This is a genomic window from Photobacterium sp. GB-1 (assembly GCF_003026165.1).
Lineage (GTDB): Bacteria > Pseudomonadota > Gammaproteobacteria > Enterobacterales > Vibrionaceae > Photobacterium.
Genome location: NZ_PYOB01000029.1, coordinates 1 through 23,654, shown reverse-complemented (window position 1 = coordinate 23,654; position 23,654 = coordinate 1). Strand labels below are relative to the sequence as shown.

The 23,654-nt window shown below is 42.8% G+C and carries 15 protein-coding genes and 6 tRNA genes; 9 read left to right on the top strand and 12 right to left on the bottom strand.

Translation table 11 applies throughout. From position 1 onward, the window contains the following. Window positions 1–24 precede the first annotated feature (24 nt). The 9 genes from C9J45_RS19230 to C9J45_RS19190 form a co-directional block, all read right to left on the bottom strand. Window positions 25–963, bottom strand: a complete 939-nt coding sequence (locus C9J45_RS19230) for an ABC transporter permease (RefSeq protein WP_006647518.1) — start codon at window positions 961–963, stop codon at window positions 25–27. Between the two features lie 3 nt (window positions 964–966). Further along, on the bottom strand, window positions 967–1,944 hold the full coding sequence (locus tag C9J45_RS19225) for an ABC transporter permease (RefSeq protein ID WP_005372184.1): 978 nt from the start codon (window positions 1,942–1,944) through the stop codon (window positions 967–969). Between the two features lie 75 nt (window positions 1,945–2,019). Next, window positions 2,020–3,579, bottom strand: a complete 1,560-nt coding sequence (locus tag C9J45_RS19220; RefSeq protein WP_107208557.1) for an ABC transporter substrate-binding protein — start codon at window positions 3,577–3,579, stop codon at window positions 2,020–2,022. A 56-nt stretch (window positions 3,580–3,635) separates the two neighbouring features. Further along, window positions 3,636–5,354, bottom strand: coding sequence for an ABC transporter ATP-binding protein (locus C9J45_RS19215; protein WP_107208556.1), 1,719 nt, complete (start codon window positions 5,352–5,354; stop codon window positions 3,636–3,638). Between the two features lie 900 nt (window positions 5,355–6,254). Further along, a tRNA-Pro gene (locus C9J45_RS19210) sits at window positions 6,255–6,331 on the bottom strand. 53 nt (window positions 6,332–6,384) lie between these two features. Beyond that, a tRNA-His gene (locus C9J45_RS19205) sits at window positions 6,385–6,460 on the bottom strand. A gap of 9 nt (window positions 6,461–6,469) precedes the next feature. After that, a tRNA-Pro gene (locus C9J45_RS19200) sits at window positions 6,470–6,546 on the bottom strand. A gap of 76 nt (window positions 6,547–6,622) precedes the next feature. Continuing rightward, window positions 6,623–6,698 (bottom strand) — tRNA-His (locus C9J45_RS19195). Between the two features lie 35 nt (window positions 6,699–6,733). Beyond that, window positions 6,734–6,810: transfer RNA gene (locus C9J45_RS19190), tRNA-Arg, on the bottom strand. Window positions 6,811–7,088: 278 nt separating this feature from the next. On the opposite strand from C9J45_RS19190, the gene C9J45_RS19185 reads away from it, so the two are divergent. Further along, window positions 7,089–7,496, top strand: a complete 408-nt coding sequence (locus C9J45_RS19185; protein ID WP_107288078.1) for a cytochrome c5 family protein — start codon at window positions 7,089–7,091, stop codon at window positions 7,494–7,496. Window positions 7,497–7,588: 92 nt separating this feature from the next. Here C9J45_RS19185 and rep read toward each other — a convergent pair whose 3' ends face one another. Further along, the gene (rep, locus tag C9J45_RS19180; RefSeq protein ID WP_107208554.1) at window positions 7,589–9,604 is read right to left on the bottom strand and encodes a DNA helicase Rep; all 2,016 of its coding nucleotides are present in this window, start codon (window positions 9,602–9,604) and stop codon (window positions 7,589–7,591) included. Between the two features lie 310 nt (window positions 9,605–9,914). Between rep and C9J45_RS19175 the strand changes: the two genes are divergently transcribed. From C9J45_RS19175 to C9J45_RS19150, 6 genes are all read left to right on the top strand, one after another. Then, the gene (locus C9J45_RS19175) at window positions 9,915–11,063 is read left to right on the top strand and encodes an efflux RND transporter periplasmic adaptor subunit (RefSeq protein ID WP_107208553.1); all 1,149 of its coding nucleotides are present in this window, start codon (window positions 9,915–9,917) and stop codon (window positions 11,061–11,063) included. A gap of 9 nt (window positions 11,064–11,072) precedes the next feature. Next, window positions 11,073–14,204 (top strand): efflux RND transporter permease subunit, encoded by a 3,132-nt coding sequence (locus C9J45_RS19170; protein WP_107261860.1) that lies wholly within the window; start codon window positions 11,073–11,075, stop codon window positions 14,202–14,204. A 205-nt stretch (window positions 14,205–14,409) separates the two neighbouring features. Continuing rightward, window positions 14,410–15,021 (top strand): TetR/AcrR family transcriptional regulator, encoded by a 612-nt coding sequence (locus tag C9J45_RS19165; RefSeq protein ID WP_107208551.1) that lies wholly within the window; start codon window positions 14,410–14,412, stop codon window positions 15,019–15,021. Between the two features lie 27 nt (window positions 15,022–15,048). Next, window positions 15,049–16,152 (top strand): efflux RND transporter periplasmic adaptor subunit, encoded by a 1,104-nt coding sequence (locus tag C9J45_RS19160; protein WP_107208550.1) that lies wholly within the window; start codon window positions 15,049–15,051, stop codon window positions 16,150–16,152. Between the two features lie 16 nt (window positions 16,153–16,168). Beyond that, complete coding sequence (locus C9J45_RS19155; protein ID WP_107208549.1) at window positions 16,169–19,246, top strand: multidrug efflux RND transporter permease subunit; 3,078 nt, start codon at window positions 16,169–16,171, stop codon at window positions 19,244–19,246. Window positions 19,247–19,354: 108 nt separating this feature from the next. Then, window positions 19,355–19,624 carry an accessory factor UbiK family protein gene (locus C9J45_RS19150; protein WP_107208548.1) on the top strand — a complete coding sequence of 90 codons (270 nt, stop codon included), beginning with the start codon at window positions 19,355–19,357 and terminating at the stop codon, window positions 19,622–19,624. Between the two features lie 67 nt (window positions 19,625–19,691). On the opposite strand, the gene ilvC is transcribed toward C9J45_RS19150, so the two are convergent. Beyond that, window positions 19,692–21,176, bottom strand: coding sequence for a ketol-acid reductoisomerase (gene ilvC / locus C9J45_RS19145; RefSeq protein WP_005372215.1), 1,485 nt, complete (start codon window positions 21,174–21,176; stop codon window positions 19,692–19,694). 80 nt (window positions 21,177–21,256) lie between these two features. On the opposite strand from ilvC, the gene ilvY reads away from it, so the two are divergent. Continuing rightward, a complete protein-coding gene (gene ilvY, locus C9J45_RS19140) occupies window positions 21,257–22,207 on the top strand; it encodes an HTH-type transcriptional activator IlvY (RefSeq protein WP_199187167.1) in 951 nt (316 codons plus the stop codon). Between the two features lie 37 nt (window positions 22,208–22,244). Then, window positions 22,245–23,450, top strand: coding sequence for an NAD(P)-binding domain-containing protein (locus C9J45_RS19135; RefSeq protein ID WP_107292882.1), 1,206 nt, complete (start codon window positions 22,245–22,247; stop codon window positions 23,448–23,450). Between the two features lie 106 nt (window positions 23,451–23,556). On the opposite strand, the gene C9J45_RS19130 is transcribed toward C9J45_RS19135, so the two are convergent. Next, window positions 23,557–23,633, bottom strand: a tRNA-Trp gene (locus C9J45_RS19130). Between the last annotated feature and the right edge of the window lie 21 nt (window positions 23,634–23,654).

Here is a 23,654-nt window from a genome sequence, read left to right as displayed (position 1 = left end):
TTTTACTATCTAAACGTCAGCTCATTAACCTTTATAAATCTTCGGGTTAAACACATCCCGTAACCAATCACCTAACAAGTTGATTACCAGTACTAATACCACCAGCAAAATACCTGGGAAGACGGTGATCCACCACGCGCCAGAGAAGATATATTTAAAGCCGATACTGATCAGTGAACCCAATGATGGCTGATCTACCGGTAAACCTAAGCCTAAGAATGACAAGGCCGCTTCTGACATAATGGCGTTCGCCACCTGTACCGTTGATATCACTAAGATCGGTGATAAACAGTTTGGCAGAATATGACGGAACATAATACGTGGCGCTCTAAAGCCCATGACTTTTGCCGCTTCAACATACTCTTTCTTCTTCTCGGCTAATACCGAAGCTCGCACTGTACGTGCATACTGAGGCCATTCAGCAATACCAATGATCATCACCAGCATGATCACCGCATATTGCGCATAGGTTTCAGCACCTAATGCGGTACGAAAAATCGCAGAAACGATGATCGCCACCATCATGGTCGAGAATGACAACTGCACGTCGGCAATACGCATCAAGAAACTATCAACACGGCCACCATAATAACCCGCAGTTAAGCCAATCACGATCCCCAGTGTCATTTGCAGTGCAACAGCAAGTAAACCAATCGTTAGTGATAAACGCGCACCATAAAGCATGGTCGATAAAATATCACGGCCTTGATCGTCGGTACCAAGTAAGAAATTCTCATCACCATCTTCCATCCATGATGGCGGTAACTCTGAATCCATAATATCTATCGACGCTAAATCATACGGATTACTCGGCGCTATAAACGGTGCAAACAATGCCGTGGTGGCAAACGTTAGAAAGACAGCGAAGCACACCATCGCCACTTTGTCTTTCTTAAAATAATACAAAATATCGGAGTTTTTAAAACGCTCCCAACGGCTTGGTGCAGCTAGTGTATTACTCATGACTTACTCTCCCTTGCCAGTCAGGTTTACAGTCGGGTTAACCAATCCATAGAGCAAATCGACGATGGTATTAGTTACAACAAAGATCAAGCCAACAAAAATCACGTAAGCTGTGATAAGTGGGGTATCAACACGGTTAATGGCATCTAAAAACAGTAATCCTGTGCCTGGCCATTGGAATACACTTTCAGTCAAAATGGTGTAAGCAATCATGGTACCGATCTGCACCCCGCCAACCGTTAATACCGGCAGCATGGTGTTTTTTAAGGCGTGTTGGTAGTAGACCTTTTTCATCGGTAGCCCTTTCGCTTTCGCAAACTTAATGTATTCAGAGCTCAACACTTCTAACATTTCAGAGCGCACTAAACGAATAAACAACGGCAACATAATCGACGCTAAGGCAACACATGGCAGCACAAGGTGCTTTAAGCCATCAAGGGTAAAGAACCCCGACTCCCAACCTAAATAGTTGGCGGTTTCACCTCGACCAAACGAAGGTAACCAACCTAGCTCAATAGAAAAGACGTACATCAACATAATGGCAGTTAAGAAAACGGGAATTGATATACCAATACTACTGAACGCCATAATGGCTTTGGTTAAGAAACTATTGGGATGAATCGCGGAGTACACGCCAAGCGGAATAGAGACCAAGACAATAATAATTGTGGCACCAAAAACTAACTCTAAGGTGGCAACTAACTTGTCTAAAATCACCTCTGTGGCAGGCTTTTTAAAGGTATAAGACGTGCCAAGATCGCCTTGTACCGCATTAGCTAAAAATCGGCTGTATTTGGTGATAAACGGATCGTTAAGTCCTAAATCATCACGTAATTGTTGTCGTTCTGCTTCTGATACAGATTGCCCCACCAACTCTCGTAATGGGTCGCCAAGGTTATCTTGGATGGCAAAGGCCACCAAACTGATCACAAACATCACTATCAGTGCCTGATACAGGCGCTTGACCAGAAACGTAAACATTCCCTGCCCCTTCTCTTTCTTCCTGAAAAAGTGCCGGAGCAAGCTCCGGCACTGTCGCTTTCGCTATAACATTACTTACTTTTCATCGACCACAAGATCGCCAAAGTAAGGCTGTTCCATTGGGTTAACAATATCGGCCGCGTGTACATTTGAACGCGCGCCCCATGCAAGGCTCTGCCAATGCAGTGGGACAAACGCCGCTTCGTTGTACAACGTCGCTTCTACCTTCTGTAGCATGACTTTACGTTTGGCTTGATCGGTTTCTACGTTCGCCGCTTCAATCAACTTATCGACTTCAGGGTTAGAGTAAAAACCACAGTTGTACTGACCTTGACCTGTTTCTTCATTACGCGTCATGGTTAGGAACTCTGTCATGTTCGCTGAATCTTCAGTATCGGCATGCCAACCAATCATCATCATGTCTGCCGCACACTTATCAAACTCAGGCCAATATTGCGCTTTTGGCATGGTCTTGAGATCGACTTTCACGCCAATTTTAGACAGCATCGCCGCTACCGCTTGCGCTACTTTTGCATCGTTCACATAACGGTTATTCGGTGCCATCATGGTTAATGTAAAACCGTCGGCATAGCCCGCTTCTTTCATTAATTCTTTGGCTTTTTTCACATCATAACGCGGTACTAAATCAGCATTGTAACCTTGGTATCCCACTGGGCTCTGTTGACCTGCCGTAGTCGCAAAGCCTTTCATGATTTTCTTCACAATGCCTTCGTTGTTAATCGCATGTACAATCGCTTGACGTACGCGCACATCTTTCAACGCTTCATTGCTGTTCTGGTTCATTTGGAACGTGATAATACGGGTACCCGGTAGTGTCACCAGATCAACATCTTTTGCTTCTTTCAAACGTTTATGATCATTAGGTGCAACGTGATCAATCATATCAACACCACCAGAAAGCAACGCTGCAAGACGTGTTGCATCTTCTTTGATAGGCAATAGTGTTAGCTTATCTACATTACCTTTTGACGCTTTATCCCAGTAATTTGCATTACGGGTAAATTCAACTTTTACCCCTTGCTCACGCTCTGTAACGATAAATGGACCGGTACCTGAAAGATTGGTAGAAGCAAATGAGTTACCGTGTTTCGCAATTTCCGCTTTATCTTTACCTTCAGCGGTTTTCCCTGTGTAGAACTTGCTGTCCATTGGGAAGATGTATGTCGCAGTTTGTAGTACCAGTGGATAGGTTCCTTTCGAGATCAACTCAACCGTGTAGTCATCCACTTTCTTCATTTCAGAATACGGGGCAAAGATCTTTTTAAAGTCTGCCGAATCTTGCAGGCGATTAAATGTCCATACCACATCGTCCGCCGTAAGTGGATTACCCGAATGGAATTTCACCCCTTGACGCAATTTGAAACGGAACGTGTGATCATCAACACGCTCCCAGCTTTCCGCTAGACGCGGCTCAAAATCCATATCTTGGGTAAAACGAACAAGAGGATCGAACACCATATGAGATAGCTGTAGCGTACCGCCTGATAACTGCTCATGCGGATCTAATGAAACAGGATCCGAAGCGTAACCCAGTTTGATTTCTGCAGCAGTAGCACTAAAACTTAACCCCGCGGCAATCAATGCTACGGCTAATTTGCTCTTGATGGTTTTCATTGCATAACTCCTTTATGCACGGGACCTCTCCCGCGAGTAATGTTTGTTGATGTGGACTAAGCGCGCTTTAATCCATTTTGACTAATCCCTTTAAATTCTGGCATTAGTGAAATTAAATGTTGGCTGTATTCATGTTGAGGATCGGTAAAAAGCTGTTCAGTTTTCGCCACTTCCAGCAAAGTACCTTTTTGCATCACCCCAATGCGATCACACATTTGACGGATCACGGGTAAGTCATGGCTGATAAACAGCATGGTTAAATTCAATTCGTCTTGCAGATCTTTAAGTAAATTCAAAATTTGTGCTTGAACAGACACATCCAGAGCTGATGTTGGCTCATCACAGATCAACAATCGTGGACGTGTTGCGAGAGCACGAGCAATAGAAATACGTTGACGTTGACCGCCTGAAAACTCGTGAGGATATTTCACCCCAGAGGCACGTCCTAATCCAACATGATCCAATAAATCATGCACAATTTGACGGGTTTGTGCTTCGTTCTCGGTTAATTTATGAAAACGGATAGGCTCTGCAATAATATCGAAAATACGCATCCGTGGATTCATCGAGGTATAGGGGTTTTGGAAGACCATCTGCATTTGACGACGGAAAGGACGACGGTCAGCTTCACTTTTCAGCGCCGTTAGATCCATTCCTTCAAATGTCACCCGACCTTCATTCGGCGGGTATAAACCAGCAATTACACGAGCAATGGTTGATTTACCAGAGCCAGATTCACCCACTAAGCCAAAGGTTTCACCTTCAAAGACTTGGAAACTGACATCATTATTGGCTTGAACATATTCCCGACGACTTTCAAAGAAAGAATCTTTGGTCACAAAGCGCAAACTCACGTTCTCTACATTCAACAATGGTCCTGAATAATCACGTTGCTCTTGGCGCTGCCCTAACCAATGATTTTTAACATCTAATGGCGGCGTTTCTTCTGCCGCTTCGATATAATTCACCAATGGAAAACGCTGTAATTTAATATCTGAACGTGGAACAGCTGAAATTAGGCTTTGAGTATATGGATGTTCTGGACGGTGTAAAACTTGCTCTGTGGTGCCGAGCTCGACTAAGTCACCGCGATACATTACTGCAACGCGATCAGTCACATTCGAGACAACGCCCATATCGTGAGTAACCAACATACAGCCGACGTTTTTCTCAACACACAACGCACGGATCAACGTCAAAATTTGATCTTGAATCGAAACATCTAACGCTGTTGTAGGCTCATCAGCAATGATTAAATCAGGCTCTCCTGCCAGCGCGATAGCAATCACGACACGTTGGCGCATACCGCCTGAAAACTGGTGAGGGTATTGCTTAATGCGCAATTCCGGTTGCGGAATACCCACCTGCTCCATTAACGTTAATGCACGTTTGTACGCTTCCTGCTGAGTGACTTGTAAATTGGTTACTATAGTTTCAGTGAGTTGTTGTTCAACCGTAAATAGCGGGTTTAGCGATGTCATTGGGTCTTGGAAAATAAACCCTATCTTAGCGCCACGTACCTGACGCATTTGCTCTGGCGTCAGCCCTGAAATTTTTGTCCCATCAAGATACACATCACCCTTAGCGATTTGTCCTGGTGGACTCAATAGATCAATCACCGCATTGCCGACGGTTGATTTACCCGCACCAGATTCACCCACTACGCCGACAATTTCACCGCGCTCAATAGAAAACGACAATGATTTCACCGCAGCATGCACCCCATGGCGGGATGGATATTCTATCCGAAGGTTTTTTACTTCTAATAAAGCCATGACCGACCTCAATTGCTTGGCAGATCCTGCCAATATAAAAACTTGAATCCTTTCCACACCAGAACATTCATCTATGGCATGTCGGCCTATCAATCTGTCAAATATTTCACACAAAAGCAACATTTCAAAGCAAAAAACTATAATAAATGTGAATTATCGAATAATTATTCACTTTTACTTATCGGTAAAACTATATCCACCTAAATATATTTTCAATGCAAAACACCCACAAAAACAGCAATATCATGCAAAATCATCAAAATAATCACTATTTCCTAAAAAAACAAAAGACAAGTTATGAATAATTTATCACTAACAACAACTACCACGATTTACATAATCACAACATCAACTGCTTTCATAAAAATACACAACAGTAACAACCAAAAATTTTAATTTACTAGATATATAAGTGGATAATTAGAAATTTATTAAAATCTATCACCACATAAAATCAGATTGGCGACGAAGAAAACCTACGATTACGATACAGCTCCTTCATTAGGAACGATAAAAAGCGAAGCTCTAACATCAGGGAATCCTCCACCTCTCTGGCCCCAATCAACAACACTGGGCTACTTGGACTTTTCTATAGGCGAAAAAAAACCGCATCTTTCGATACGGTTTTCTTAATGATGGTCGGTGAAGAGCAAGGTTCTAATATCAGGGAACCCCCGACCCTTGGCGCTCTAATCAATAACACTGAGCGACTTAAGCTTTTCTATAGACGAAAAAAAAACGCATCTTTCGATACGGTTTTCTTAATGATGGTCGGTGAAGAGCAAGGTTCTAATATCAGGGAACCCCCGACCCTTGGCGATCTAATCAATAACACTGAGCGACTTAAGCTTTTCTATAGACGAAAAAAAACCGCATCTTTCGATACGGTTTTCTTAATAGTGGTCGGTGAAGAGGGATTCGAACCCCCGACCCTCTGGTCCCAAACCAGATGCGCTACCAAACTGCGCTATTCACCGACAATGTTTTAGGCTTTTAATGCCAAGGCTTCTTAATAAGATAACCTAAATAATGGGGTGGCTAACGAGACTTGAACTCGCGACAACCGGAATCACAATCCGGGACTCTACCAACTGAGCTATAGCCACCATTATAAGTGGTCGGTGAAGAGGGATTCGAACCCCCGACCCTCTGGTCCCAAACCAGATGCGCTACCAAACTGCGCTATTCACCGACTTAATTCTGTGTGCTTGAATAAACAAGCGGGCTTTAAAAAAGCCAGAAAGCTGACGTATCAACTCTCTATAATATGGGGTGGCTAACGAGGCTTGAACTCGCGACAACCGGAATCACAATCCGGGACTCTACCAACTGAGCTATAGCCACCAATGTATTACCTTCCGCCAATACGACCATTTAAATGGTGCGCCCGAAAGGATTCGAACCTTCGGCCTTTGGCTCCGGAGGCCAACGCTCTATCCAGCTGAGCTACGGGCGCCTTGCCCTATCGACGGGGGTGAATATTACGGATCAGAACGCCTCTCGGCAAGTGTTTTTTTTTATTTTTCTTTCGCTCGCTGATTTTATGCTCAAATAACTATTGATTCGTATCATACAAATACAGCGCACAAGTTTGATCCTACAGCACAACCCGATATACTAACAAATATGCAACAATATAATCATTTAAAAACATTAACCGTTCAATTTCAACATTAGCTGCGCATAAAGATAACAACAACTAAAAATACAATTGGGAAGTATAAGGTGAACGCCATGGATTTTTCTTTTCGACAATTTTTATTCGCTGCTGTAGTCGCATTCACCATTGCAGCTCCCACAGTTGCTGACGACATGACAGATGAAGCTATTGCTGAACGCATTAAACCTGTAGGTTCATTACATCTTGAAGGTGAAGCCCCTATTGTAGAAGTCACAGTAGCTCCACGTAATGGTGATGCCGTTTATAATACTTTTTGTGCTTCTTGTCATACTTCTGGTGTCATGGGGGCGCCAAAGAAAGACGATGCGGGTGATTGGTCTGCTCGTATTGCCCAAGGTAAAGATGTGTTAGCCGATCATGCTATTAATGGCTTTAAGGCTATGCCTGCAAAAGGGGCCTGTATGGATTGTAGTGATGAAGAAATTGTTGCCGCAATTAATTATATGATTGCTGGCTTATAATTTTTCTCAACCATAAATTTCTCAATCATAAATAAAGAGGGTGAGCATTATTAATGCTCACCCTCTTTTTATATGGCCGCTATTTTGTAGGGTTACTTTTTAAACATCGCGCGAATATTAGCAATATGCGCTTGCCCTTTGTTCATCCGCTCTTCAGCAGAAACAGGTTTGCGCTCACTTTCCCACTCCAAATCATCTTGTGGTAATTCGTACAAGAATCGACTTGGCTCAGGTTTGATTAGCTCGCCATACTGACGACGCTCTTTACATAAAGTAAAGGTTAGTTCGCGCTGTGCTCGCGTGATCCCAACATATGCAAGGCGACGTTCTTCATCAACGTTTTCTTCATCAATGCTGGTTTGGTGCGGCAAGATCCCCTCTTCTGTCCCCACTAAGAACACATAAGGAAACTCCAGCCCTTTAGAGGCGTGCAACGTCATAAGTTGTACTTGATCAGCATCGTCATCATCATCCCCTCGTTCCATCATGTCGCGTAGGGTTAAACGTTGCACCACTTCTTTTAAGGTTTTCTCTTCATTATCATAGTTATCACCTTCTAAATCAGCGGTGATCCAACTATATAAATCAGAGACGTTTTTCATTCGCATCTCAGCAGCTTTTGGGCTTGGTGAGGTTTCGTATAGCCAATCTTCGTAATGAATATCACGCACTAATTGACGCACAGCCGCCACCGTATCACCGCGTTCAGCATTATCTGCTAATTGATTAACCCAATGGGTAAAGCGTTGCAGTGATTCTAAACCTCGACCTGATAGGTGTTGCTCTAACCCCATCTCAAAACTCGCGGCAAACAAGCTTTTGCCACGCATGTTAGCGTATGTCCCAAGCTTCTCGAGTGTCACTGGGCCGATTTCTCGACGTGGTGTATTGACGATACGTAAAAATGCGTTGTCATCATCGAGGTTAGTCAGTAGACGTAAGTACGCCATGATGTCTTTGATTTCAGAACGTGAGAAAAATGATGTGCCACCTGAAATTTTATAAGGAATACGGTTTTGCATCAGCGACTTTTCAAACAAGCGTGACTGATGGTTACCTCGATACAAGATCGCATAATCTTTATAAGCGGTGTTATTCATAAAGCGATGAGCAATGAGTTCACCAATCACTTTTTCTGCTTCATGCTCTTCATTTTTCGCTGTGATCACTTTAAGCATCGCGCCATCAGGGATCTCAGAGAAAAGGGCTTTTTCAAATAAGTGGGGGTTATTAGCGATCAAAATATTCGCTGTTCGCAAAATACGGCTGGTCGAACGGTAATTTTGCTCGAGTTTGATCACTTTTAAACTAGGGAAATCTTTATTCAGCAAGCCTAGATTTTCTGGCTGCGCTCCACGCCATGAGTAAATAGACTGATCGTCATCACCAACCACAGTAAAGCGCGCACGCTCACCTACCAATAGTTTTACAAATAAGTATTGGCTAGTATTGGTATCTTGATACTCATCCACCAGCAAGTAACGAATACGGTTCTGCCAATGTTTACGCACTTCGGCGTTATCTCGCAGCAACAAAACAGGCAGTAAAATCAAATCATCAAAATCTAATGCGTTATAGGCTTTCATTTGACGCTGGTACATTTCATAGCAATGTGCAAACAATTGATCGCGCTCACTACGGGCGTGTGCTGCCGCATCGGCTGGCGATAACATGTCATTTTTCCAATTAGAAATAGAGGACATTAATTGCTTTAATAAATCTTTATCGCCTTCAAGCTCATCTTCGGTGAGCTCTTTGAGAAGCGCCATTTGGTCTTGATCATCAAACAGTGAAAAACTGGCTTTTAAACCTAAATGCTTATATTCACGACGAATGATATTCAAACCTAAAGTATGAAAGGTAGAAACCATCAACCCTTTCGATTCTTGACGTCCCAATGTTTGCCCTACACGCTCTTTCATTTCACGTGCCGCTTTATTAGTAAAAGTCAACGCGGCAATATTGCGTGCTTTGTAATCACACTGCTGTACTAAATAAGCAATTTTATTAGTGATCACACGGGTTTTACCAGAGCCTGCACCAGCAAGTACTAAGCATGGCCCAGAAACGTATTTTACTGCTTCTGTTTGCCTTGGGTTCAGTTTCATTCGTTATCCTGACGCTCGTTTAAAAAGGTGCATATACATTCACTTTAAACTTGAGTTTTATTCATTTAGCAAATACTAAAACTCAGACCAATCACAAAAAATCATACGTAATGATTAACAATCCCCTAAAGGTATAAATAGTAATTTCTACGTGACTCCATGGTAGAAACTCTATTTTATGCCAAAAATAACCGTTCTGTGTTTAAACGGTTATCATAGGTTACAAAATGGTAAATAGTGGTTACTCTATTGTAAATCCATATATTTGGATATTTACGCTCGGTTATATTGCTTAAAATTAGGAGATTTCATGCGGAAAATCGCAAAAATGGCCATGGTTGTCAGTATGGCACTATGGGTAACAGCTTGTGATCAGAATGCGGCAGAAAATACTGCGCAACAAGCAGCAAAAAGTATCCCCGTCGGTACTATTGCCATTACATCTCACCCACAAGAAATCCGCGTGGAATTACCCGGTCGAAGCAAAGCTTATTTAGAAGCAGAAGTTCGTCCTCAAGTTTCTGGCATTATCACAAACCGTGGTTTTACCGAAGGTAGTGATGTAAAGAAAGGCCAATCACTCTATAACATTGACTCTGCAACTTATAATGCCGCTTACTTAAGTGCTAAAGCAGAACTTGCCAAGGCACAAGCAACGTTAGAATCAGCAAAAGCATTAGCTATTCGTAGTAAAAAGCTAGTAGAACGCGGTGCTTTCAGCAAACAAACTAACGATGATAACCAAGCTGCCTATAAAGTTGCTATCGCAGGACTTGAAGTAGCAAAAGCAAACGTCAATACAGCCAAAATCAATTTGGATTATACCAAAGTTAAAGCCCCAATTTCAGGTCGTATTGGTCAATCTTCTGTAACTCCTGGCGCATTAGTTAATGCAGGGCAAGCTCAAGTACTTGCAACTATTCAGCAGTTAGATCCCATTAATGTCGATATTGCTCAATCTAGTGCGCAATTACTCCGTTTAAAAGCGGCATTAAAGCAAGGTGAACTCCAAGCTAGCCAGAATGCTGATGTTGAACTTATCCTAGAAGATGGTTCGGTTTATCCTCATCACGGCGTATTACAGTTTTCTGAAGTCAACGTTGATCCTAATACAGGCTCTGTCACATTACGCGCTGAATTCCCAAATCCAGACGGTATCTTACTTCCGGGTATGTATGTTCGCGCAGTGCTAAACACAGGTACCGATCCTAAAGCTATCATGGTTCCACAAAAAGCCGTTACCCGTAATAGTAAAGGCGAAGCAACGGTCATGGTTGTTAATGCCGAAAACAAAGTGGAATCTCGCCTTGTAACTACAGCACAAGTGATTGATAACCAATGGCGTATCACCAAAGGCTTAAAAGATGGTGACCAAGTCATTGTTGATGGCTTACAAAAAGTTCGCCCAGGTGCTTTGGTTCAACCGACCATAGCCGATAACACACAACCACAAAAGTAGAGATAAGATATGGCTCGTTTCTTTATCGATCGCCCTATTTTTGCTTGGGTGATCGCAATTATCGTGATGCTTGCGGGGGTACTGTCAATTCTCAAATTGCCAGTGTCGCAGTATCCGAGTATTGCACCACCTACGGTGGTGATCAGCGCTAGCTACCCTGGCGCAAACGCAAAAACCATGGAAGATACCGTTACTCAGGTTATCGAACAACGTATGACAGGTATCGATAACCTGCGCTATTTATCCTCCACCAGTGATAGCTTTGGTAATACTCAAATTACCCTCACCTTTAATGCTGAAGCGGATCCTGATATCGCTCAGGTACAGGTGCAGAACAAACTGCAATCAGCCCTTCCTCTGTTACCAATGGAAGTGCAACAACAAGGTGTGAAGGTAAACAAAGCAAGCTCATCATTCTTGATGGTTGTTGGTTTCTATTCTGAAGATGGCTCAATGGATAAAAACGATATTTCGGACTATATCAGTTCGAATGTTGCCGATCCTATGAGTCGTGTTCCGGGTGTGGGTGAAATCACCACTTTCGGTGCACAATATGCGATGCGTATCTGGCTAGATCCTTTAAAACTGACCAAATATAACCTTACCAGTATTGATGTTATTTCGGCAATTAAAGAGCAGAATGCACAGATCTCGGCAGGTCAACTTGGTGCATCTCCTTCTCTGCCAGGCCAAGAGCTTAACGCGACAGTTTCCGCACAAAGCCGCTTACAAACACCAGAAGAATTTAAAAACATTATTGTTAAATCTGACTCTTCTGGCGCAACAGTCCACCTTAGTGATGTTGCACGAGTTGAATTAGGGGCTGAAAGTTATTCAGTTCAAGTACTTTACAACGGAAAACCTGCTAGTGGTTTAGGTATAAAACTCGCTACAGGGGCTAATGCACTTGCGACAGCAGAAGCGGTAAAAGCGAAAGTTGAAGAGCTAAAACCTTTCTTTCCTGAAGGTTTAACCGCGGTTTACCCGTACGATACTACGCCATTCGTTGAAAAATCGATTGAAGGGGTTGTTCATACACTGTTTGAGGCGGTGGCACTGGTGTTTATCATCATGTACCTGTTCTTACAGAACTTCCGTGCAACCTTGATCCCAACTATTGCGGTTCCGGTTGTACTATTAGGTACCTTTGCGGTGCTGTCTCTGGCGGGATACTCCATCAATACTTTAACCATGTTCGCGATGGTGCTTGCCATCGGCTTGCTGGTTGATGATGCTATCGTGGTGGTAGAAAACGTTGAACGTGTGATGCATGAAGAAGGCTTAAATGCCGTTGAAGCAACACGTAAGTCGATGGATCAGATCACGGGCGCACTGGTCGGTATTGCCTTAACCCTCTCTGCTGTATTTGTTCCTATGGCATTTATGTCAGGCTCAACAGGGGTTATTTACCGTCAGTTCTCAATAACCATTGTTACCGCCATGGCGCTCTCAGTCTTGGTGGCCGTGATTTTGACCCCTGCCTTGTGTGCAACCATGCTAAAACCGGTAGAGCACGGAGAGAAGAAAGGCTTCTTTGGTTGGTTTAACCGCACCTTTGATAACTTAACCAAGCGCTATGAATCAAGTGTTGCGGCGATGATCAAGCGCTCTATTCGCGTGATGTTTATCTTCCTTGGCCTAACCGTTGCTGTCGGTTGGATCTTCATGCGTATGCCAACCTCGTTCTTACCTGATGAAGATCAGGGTATCTTGTTTAGTCAGGCTATTTTGCCAGTTAACTCGACCCAAGAACAAACCCAAGAGGTGATGGATAAAGTCTCTGATTACTACCTAACTCAAGAAAAAGATAGCGTCGCTAGTGTGTTTAGTGTGTCAGGCTTTAGTTTTGCCGGTAGTGGTCAAAACATGGGTATGGCCTTTGTTGGATTAAAAGATTGGTCAGATCGTCAGTTACCAGGAATGGATGTAAAATCTATCGTTAATCGTTCAATGGCTTACTTCCATCAAATCAAAAATGCATTGGTATTTTCATTTGCGCCACCAGCGGTGATTGAATTGGGTACTGCCAGTGGTTTTGACTTCTATCTCCAAGATAGAAGCGGCCAAGGACACGATAAACTGATCGCGGCGCGTAACCAGTTATTAGCTCTAGCGGCACAAAATCCAAACCTTATTGGGGTTCGTCCTAACGGACAAGAAGATGCACCGATGTACCAAATCAATATTGATCAAGCCAAAATTCGTGCTCTCGGCATTGATATTCAATCGGTGAATCAAGTATTGGGTACCGCTTGGGGTAGTTCGTATGTGAATGACTTCATCGACCGCGGACGTGTGAAAAAAGTGTTCGTACAAGGTGATGCACAATATCGTATGAAACCAACGGATTTAGATACCTGGTATGTCCGTAACAACAAAGGTGAAATGGTGCCATTCTCCGCATTTGCGACGGGTGAATGGAAATACGCATCACCTCGACTTGAGCGTTTCAATGCGACACCTGCGGTCAACATTCAGGGCAGCGTAGTTGCAGGTTACAGTACAGGTCAGGCAATGCTTGATATTGAAGAGATGGTGAAACAATTACCACCAGGCTTCGGTGTTGAGTGGAATGGCTTATCCTATGAAGAGCGTCTATCAGGTAACCAAGCACCTATGCTGTATGCGTTATCTATCTTAGTTGTATTCTTAGTACTTGCAGCCTTGTATGAAAGCTGGTCTGTTCCTTTTGCCGTGGTATTAGTCGTGCCACTTGGGATCATCGGTGCACTACTGGCCATGAACGCTCGTGGTATGCCAAATGACGTGTTCTTCCAAGTAGGTCTATTAACCACAGTTGGCTTGGCAACTAAGAACGCCATCTTGATTGTCGAATTTGCTAAGGAGTACTACGAAAAAGGCGCTGGACTGGTTGAAGCAACACTCCACGCTGTTCGTGTACGTCTGCGCCCGATTATCATGACATCACTGGCATTTGGTCTCGGTGTTGTGCCATTGGCAATCAGTACTGGTGTAGGCTCTGGCGGTAAGAATGCGATTGGTACTGCAGTACTTGGCGGTATGTTAAGTTCAACATTCCTTGGGATTTTCTTTATTCCAATATTCTTTGTGGTGGTTGAGCGTATTTTCAGCCGCGGCAAAAAGAAAAATACCGACAATAAAGAGCAAGTAGCCGAGTAATACTTCCTCCGAAAAATAAATTAGCGCATGCCTTTGGGTGTGCGTTTTTTTACCTCTAACTTCCTCTAAAAGCAACACCTATAACATCTAACAAATAAGTTCAAAGCCACCATTCGCCTAGCATATAACTTAAACTGAATAATCAATGAATATTGTGCAAAAGCCATATTAAAAACTTGCGTATCAAGGGTGACTATCTACAATAATGAACGAGCGTTCATTCATTGCACCCCCAAATATGATTACCACTATGAATGAGAAAAAAGTACGTATATTGGCAGCGACAGAAAAGCTACTTGCTGAATTTGGTTTTCACGGCCTTTCAATGCAAATGGTGGCTAAAGAAGCCAATGTTGCAGCAGGAACTATTTATCGTTACTTCAACGATAAAGACGACTTACTCAACCAATTACATGATCATATTTTAAGTTATATCGCCGCTCAAATTAGTAACAATGTTGTCGATACCATGCCAATTAAGCAGCGTTATCGCACCATGTGGCTTAATTTATGGCATATGACACTAAATGGTGATGCCCCATTGATCATTCGGGGTCAGTTCCAAAATCTGCCTTGTCGCAGTAGACAAGAGCAGAAGCACTTAAGCCAAAAATTATTTTCTTCCGTAGCAACTATGTTTAATGAAGGAAAAACCTGCGGCTTATTTAAAAATATTGATAACGAGGTTCTGAGTGTTTTGAGCCTTGAGACGAGTTGTAACCTAGCTCGACGTCAAATCAATGGTGGTTTACAGATCAACGATGACGAACTTGAAGCAGTAATCAATGCTTCGTGGGACGCCATCATTCTGCATTAATAGCGTAAAACCGGAGCAAACTTTACAATGAAAAAATGGATAGTCGTGTTACTTCTTGTCCTCCTGTTATTCGGGAGCGTCATTGGTTTCAACTTGTTCAAACAGAAAAAAATCGCGGAGTACATGGCAAATATGCCAGAGCCCAATTATCCAGTTACGGCGATGACAACAAAAGGAGAGAACTGGTATCCAGCCATTCAAGCGATTGGTTTTATTGAACCAGTACAAGGTGTAACATTAACTTCTGAAGCCTCAGGTGTGATCAGCAAAATTGCATTTGAATCAGGTCAGCATGTTAAAGCCGGTCAAGAGTTAGTATCAATTAACTCTAATGTAGAAGTCTCTAGCCTAGAAAGTACTAAAGCGAAATTACCGGCAGTAGAGGCTACCTACAAGCGCTACCAAGATCTATATCGTAAAGGCTCGGTATCTAAATCAAACCTTGATGAAGCAAAAGCTAATTACCTTGCACTTGTCTCACAGATCAAATCGTTAGAAGAATCAATCCAACGCCGTGATATCGTGGCACCCTTTACTGGTGAAGTTGGCTTACGTAATGTTTACTTAGGTCAATACATTCAACCGGGTACGCAAATTGTTCGCCTTGAAGATACCCGTACCATGCGTTTTCGCTTTACGGTTCCTCAAACAGATATTTCTAAGATTAAAATTGGTCAAGAAGTAGATATCAATGTCGATGCTTACCAAGATATTAACTTCAAGGGGCAAATCACAGCGATTGAGCCGGCAGTAAATGCCCAGACAGGTCTAATCCAAGTTCAAGCAGATATTCCAAACAGTGGCGGTAAATTACGTAGCGGTATGTTTGCTCGTGCACGCGTGATCTTACCAACCATTCCCGATCAAATTATCGTCCCACAAACTGCGATTACTTACACCTTATACGGTGACACGGTATACGTACTAAAAGAACAAGACGGTAAATTACGTGCAATTCAAACAGTGATAACCACAGGTCAAAATCATGGTAATCAAGTGCGAATCCTTTCTGGTATTAAAGCTGGCGAGCAAATTGTTACTACAGGTCAAATCCGTTTAAGTAATAAGACGCTAGTACATATCGTTGAAAATGATGCACTTAAAGCTCCAGCCGTAACCCCACTGTTGTAATTGGAGAACACTCAGTATGCGCTTTACTGATATATTTATCAGACGCCCAGTCCTCGCAATTTCGATCAGTTTAATGATCGCATTGCTCGGATTTCAGGCGATTTTCAAAATGCAGGTTCGACAGTATCCAGAAATGACCAACACCGTAGTAACCGTAAGCACAGCTTACTACGGTGCAAGTGCCGATCTGATGCAGGGCTTTATTACTCAGCCCTTAGAACAAGCCATTGCCCAAGCCGATAATATTGACTACATCACCGCCCAAAGTACCTTGGGGATGTCGACAATTACGGTACAAATGAAACTGAATACCAACCCCAATGCAGCCTTGGCTGACATTTTGGCGAAGGTAAACTCAGTACGTTCACAACTACCTACAGAAACCCAAGATCCAACGATCACCTTATCAACAGGTGGTGATACCGGTGTGCTTTACTTAGGTTTCACCAGTAAGAGCTTAAACTCGAGTCAAATCACTGACTACATTGAGCGAGTGGTTAAACCACAGTTATTTACCGTTAACGGTGTGTCTAAAGTCGATATGTACGGTGGTGTTCCTTACGCCTTACGTGTTTGGTTAGATCCACAAAAGATGGCGGCATTTAACCTATCAGCTGCCGATGTTATTCAAGTACTCAAAGCCAATAACTACCAATCTGCTGTTGGTCAGGTTAATAACGACTTTGTACTTTATAACGGCAGCGCTAACACGCAATCAAATAGTCCTGAAACACTAGAAAAGTTAGTTGTTACTAGTAAAGATGGTCAAGTCACTCGCTTAGGTGACATTGCTAAAGTAACGTTATCAAGAAGCAGTGACAGCTACCGTGCGACAGCAAATGGTCAAGAAGCCGTAGTCGCCGCTATCCAAGCAGCGCCGAGTGCAAACCCAATTGATATTGCATCCGATGTGCTAAAACTACTGCCAACCATTGAACGTAATATGCCAAGCACCATCAAAATGACGGTGATGTACGATTCAACGATTGCGATTAACGACTCGATTCATGAGGTCATTAAAACCATCCTTGAAGCAGCCGTGATTGTATTAGTGGTGATAGCCCTATTTATCGGTTCACTACGCTCGGTACTGATCCCAATCATCACGATCCCGCTATCACTTGTTGGTGTCGCCCTCGTGATGCAAATGTTTGGTTTTTCTTGGAACCTCATGACACTACTGGCCATGGTACTCGCCATCGGACTGGTGGTGGATGACGCCATCGTTGTTCTTGAAAACGTTGAGCGTCACATGAAAATGGGACAAAGCCCTTTCCGTGCTGCCATTATTGGTACCCGTGAAATTGCCGTTCCGGTTATTTCGATGACTATCGCCCTAGGCGCGGTATACGCACCTATCGCATTAATGGGTGGCTTAACAGGCTCGCTGTTTAAAGAGTTTGCATTAACACTCGCGGGCGCCGTATTTATTTCAGGGATCATCGCACTAACATTATCGCCGGTAATGTGTGCCCACTTCCTGAAAGAAAACGCAGCGCCAAATAAATTTGAACAAACAGTGCATCGCTTCCTTGATCGCCTCACCCTACGCTATGAAAAAATGCTAGGTGGCATCATGAAGATGCGTTCAGTCGTGATTGTATTTGCAATTTGTGCATTTGCGAGCTTACCGTTCTTATTTAAGTTCATTCCAAGTGAACTGGCACCAGCTGAAGATAATGGTGTGGTGGTATTCCAAGGTAATGCGCCATCAAACGCAAACTTGGATTACATTGAAGACACCATGAACCAAGTTAACAAGGTGCTAACCGATCAAAAGAGCGTAGAGTATGCACAGGTATTCTCCGGTATCCCTGCATCTAACCAAGCCTTTGGTCTAGCGACCTTGAAACCTTGGAGTCAGCGTGATCAGAGCCAAGCCGAAGTGGCAAATGAGGTTGCTAAGAAAATCAAAGACATTCCTCAAATGTCAGTGGCTGCGTTCCAAATGCCAAGCTTGCCTGGTGCTGGCGGTGGTTTCCCTGTGCAGTTCGTGATCACCACGCCGAATAACTTTAAAAGTTTGTTCCAAGTGGCATCTGATATGCTGACTAAGGTGAAAGACAACCCGATGTTCGTCTACTCAGATCTTAACTTGAAGTACGACTCGGCAGATATGAAAATCAATATCAACAAAGACAAAGCAGGCGCTTATGGTGTGACGATGCAATCAATCGGTAACACATTAAGTACCATGTTAGCCGGTGGTGATATTAACCGTGTTGATATCTTAGGTCGTTCATACAAGGTGATCCCACAGGTTGAGCGTAAGAATCGTTTCAATCCAAATGATTTAAACAACTATTATGTGAAAACCAATACTGGTGATCTGATCCCACTAGGTAGCTTAGTAACCATCACGGTGAAATCAACCCCACCAACGTTACCAAGCTTTAACCAGCAAAACGCAGCAACCATCAGTGGCGTATTAGCCCCTGGCACATCCATTGGTGAAGCGGTAAGTTGGTTAAATACCGAAGCAGCAAAAGTTCTCCCTAAAGGTTATAGCTATAACTACCTTGGTGAGAGCCGTCAGTACGTAACAGAAGGTAATGCACTATACGCAACCTTCGGTTTAGCATTGGCTGTTATCTTCCTAGTACTTGCGATTCAATTTGAATCACTTCGCGATCCGCTGGTTATTCTTGTGTCAGTTCCACTTGCTATTTGTGGTGCGTTAATCGCACTGGCATGGGGAGCGACGACCTTGAATATCTACTCACAAATCGGTTTGATAACCTTGATAGGTTTGATAACCAAACACGGCATCTTGATCTGTGAAGTAGCAAAAGAAGAACAGTTATACCATGGTAAGAATCGCTTAGAAGCGGTCATGGAAGCCGCGAAGATACGTCTTCGTCCAATCCTAATGACAACATGTGCGATGATTGCAGGCTTGGTTCCACTACTTTACGCATCAGGCGCAGGTGCAGCCTCTCGCTTTAGTATTGGTATCGTTATCGTGGCCGGTCTTTCTATCGGTACATTGTTTACCTTGTTTGTTCTGCCAGTTATCTATACATTCCTCGCAAGCGAACACAAACCGCTACCTGTATTCGTTGAAGATGACGATGCAACAGATAGCCATTTCTAAGTAATAAATAAATGAAAAAGGGCGCTGGAACTTCCGCGCCCTTTTATTTTAGCTAGTACGACGATTACAATAGAAGAATAACGATTCTCGCAACGGAGTAAGCGAATCATGTTTGATCCAAAGAAGCTTGAGCAAGTAGCTAAGCAAATTCAAGACGCAATGCCACAGCCAGTAAAAGAGCTCGGCAATGACGTTGAGCAAAAAGTACGACAAGTGATCCAAGCGCAATTGGGTAAATTAGATGTCGTGAACCGTGAAGAATTTGATGTGCAAACTCAGGTTCTCCTTCGTACTCGACAGAAGCTTAATGAACTTGAGCAAAAAATGGCAGAGCTTGAAGCAAAACTTGATGCTGAAGCGAAAAGCGATAACGCTTAATTTGAAAATTCCGACATTAAAAAGCCCGGTATAAACCGGGCTTTTTTCTATTTAATCAACGCTAAAATTAACCGCCAACAGCAATTTGCTTCATGTCTTTCATGTAACCACGTAGCTCTTTACCAATCACTTCTACTGGGTGATTACGCAGCGCTTCATTCACTTCAATTAACTTCTGGTTATCAGCAAAGTTAGATGTCTCACCCAAGCCTTTACCAATCACATCCGTCGCTACTTTTGGCATGAACTGCTCACGAAGTAGAGGTGTTGCCACGTTTGCAAATAGGTAGTTACCGTATTCTGCGGTATCAGAGATCACTACGTTCATTTCATATAAACGCTTACGTGCAATAGTATTCGCGATAAGTGGTAGTTCGTGTAGCGACTCGTAGTATGCTGACTCATCAATGATGCCTGATGCCGTCATTGCTTCAAATGCCAGCTCAACACCTGCACGTACCATAGCAACCATCAAGATGCCGTTATCAAAGTACTCTTGCTCACTGATTTGAATATCAGAAGATGGGTAGTTTTCAAATTGTGTTTCAGCGGTCTCACCACGCCAGCCAAGAAGATCAGCATCATCGTTCGCCCAGTCAGCCATCATAGTGCTAGAAAAGTGACCAGAGATAATGTCATCCATGTGCTTGTTGTAAAGTGGACGCATCAGATCTTTTAGCTCTTCCGATAGGTCAAACGCTTTTACTTTAGCTGGGTTTGATAGACGATCCATCATATGAGATACACCACCAAACTTCAGTGCTTCAGTGATTGTTTCCCAACCGTACTGCAGAAGCTTACCTGCGTATTCTGGTGCGATGCCATCAGCAATCATCTTCTCGTAACAAACAATAGAGCCTGCTTGTAGCATGCCACACAGGATCGTCTGCTCACCCATTAGATCAGATTTTACTTCAGCAACAAATGATGACTCAAGTACGCCCGCACGGTGACCACCTGTTGCTGCCGCCCATGCTTTAGCAATCTCAAGACCATCACCTTGTGGGTCATTTTCTGGGTGAACAGCAATCAGTGTTGGCACACCGAAACCACGCTTATATTCTTCACGAACTTCTGTACCTGGACACTTAGGTGCAACCATAACAACGGTTAAGTCTTTACGAATTTGCATGCCCTCTTCAACGATGTTGAAACCGTGTGAGTAACCAAGAGATGCACCTTGCTTCATTAATGGCATAACCGTTTCAACCACATTCGTGTGCTGCTTATCAGGTGTTAGGTTTACCACTAAATCAGCTTGTGGGATCAGTTGCTCGTAGCTACCTACTTCAAACCCATTTTCTTTTGCATTCTTAAATGATTGACGTTGCTCATCAATCGCCGCTTGGCGTAGCGCATAAGAGACATCTAGACCTGAGTCACGCATGTTTAGGCCTTGGTTTAGACCTTGCGCACCACAACCAACAATCACCACTTTCTTACCTTTAAGGTAATCAGCTTCTGTTGCGAATTCCGCACGATCCATAAAACGACAACGACCTAGTTGATCTAACTGCTGACGTAGGTTCAGGGTATTAAAATAATTAGCCATAACAACAAACTCCGTGAAAAAATAAATCCTTTAGTCGACATATTATTGTCGAATAACCTGATAGTAGATCAGGTAATTTGTTGCGCAAAGTGCTATATTCACAACAACTAATTGCAAATTGTGCAACATGGATGATGAATATTAAAAATCTGCAACTATTTATTCACCTTTGTGAGTCCCATAACTTTAGCCAAACAGCACAAGCCATGCATATCAGCCCTTCGGCATTAAGTCGCGTTATTCAGCGTCTCGAAGAGGAGTTAAGCCAAACCTTATTTATGCGTGATAATCGCAGTGTTGAATTAACGCTAGCTGGAAAGAAATTGCTTCCCGTCGCATCTTTAATTGTGAGTAATTGGTTCGAATTAAAAAGTGAATTACAGGAAGATCATTCTCAGCTACAAGGGAAATTAACCCTCTTCTGTTCGGTGACGGCAAGCTATAGCCACCTTCCTAATATCTTAAATAAGTTTCGCGTCATTTATCCCCATATCGAAATTCAACTTCAAACAGGGGATCCTGCCCTCGCAATAGAGAAAGTCCTATCCGGTGATGTCGACATCGCTATTGCTGCTAAACCAGACACCCTACCGTCTAAATTAACTTACATCGAAGTTGATCAAATCCAGATGTCGTTGATTGGGCCATTAATCTCATCACCCACATTACAAAAAAGCTTAACTTATGATCCAGATTGGAAATCTTTATCTTTTATACTGCCAGAATCTGGACCTGCGCGAACCCGTGCTGATAAATGGTTCAAGAAAAAGAAAATAACACCCTCTATTTATGCCCAAATATCAGGCCATGAAGCCATTGTTAGTATGGTTGCGCTTGGCTGTGGTGTAGGCATAGCGCCCGATGTTGTTATTAACAACAGTCCTGTTAGTGATAAAGTACAACGGTTTAACACAGAATCAATAGAGCCGATGAGTTTAGGTTTATGTTGTAAACAGTCCCGTGAGCAAGAGCCTCTATTGCATGCTTTACTACAGCTTTTTAATGATAGCTATGTAGATAACTTACTTTAGCTCGTTTTATTAGTGCATTTTTCAAGGAACAACAGTAGTGCCTAGTCCAATATTAACGCATTCATATTGTGCTGATTTTTATGCTGATCATGGTTATCAATTTCTAAAAAAACTCTCACAAGAATATGTTCTCCCTAATAATCTTGTGATTTTTTCTGTCATGCATTGCTATGAAGGCTCTTTACCCTATATTAACGTTCTTGCCGAGCTCGCAGACAAACTTATATTCATTCCCAAAGATGCCACTGTAGGCGCAAACCCAGAACTTCTCGCAACGATAAAGAAAATCCCACGTTGTCATGTTGTTTCGACTCACAATAATAAAGCTCATTTAAAAAATATTGAGTATTGTGAGATGTTTATCCGCCAACATATTACTCCTGACACTCATTTCCTTATTCTTGATCACGGTGGATATTTCTCGTCCTCTATTACACATATTTGCGACACCTTCAAAGAACAATGCATTGGTATTACTGAGTTAACCGCGAATGGCTTACAAAAATATCTTAATAAATCAATTTCAAAGCCTCTTGTTACGGTTTCCCATCTGAGTATCAAAGCGCCAGCAGATTTTGAAGCTTCTGAATGTATTGTTCACTATTCCGATCAAATATTACGAGAAGAATTTGGCCTTAAAATTAATAATTCAGGCTTTCTAAAAACTGGCGTAATCGGAGCGGGAAACCTTGGCCGCGGTGTGATAAAACATCTCAGATCAAAAGGTATTACCAATATTCATGTTACTGATATCGACCCAAGAAGATTAACTCAGTTTCCTCGTGACGGCATTCAAGCTTGCTCAATCAAATATTTAGTCGAACATTGTAATATGTTGTTTTGTTGCACAGGCAATCAATCAATTACACCTGAGATGATTGATGCACTTTCACAACCAATGTTTATCAGCACAGTTACCTCTGCTGATGATGAACTTCATTTGCCTGATTTATTACAACAAGGTGTACTCACCGAAGTGAAAACCAATAATTTAACCAAAGAATATAAAACACGTCATGGGTACAGCGTGTATCTCTTTGCGGGGGGGGAATCAGCAAATACGCCTTTTAAAACAGGGATGGGCGATCCAACTCTGTATTTATTTGAAGCGGCTCATATGCTTGCAGGATTAAAGCTCATTAAAGATGCCACGCAATTTAAACCAGGTATTCAATCATTATGTGAAGATGACGAAATAATGATAGCTGAACGTTGGCTACGTCACTTTTATCACTATCAATGATCATCATATTAAGCCTCACTTTATCGTGGGGCTTTCTTTATGTGGGAATTTACAATCATACAGACGTAAAAAAGCCTCGTCATTTCTGACGAGGCTTTCTTGAAGATGGCAGGGGTGGAGAGATTCGAACTCCCAACACGCGGATTTGGAATCCGCTGCTCTGCCAATTGGAGCTACACCCCTGTAGTTATTTTAAAGACTTAA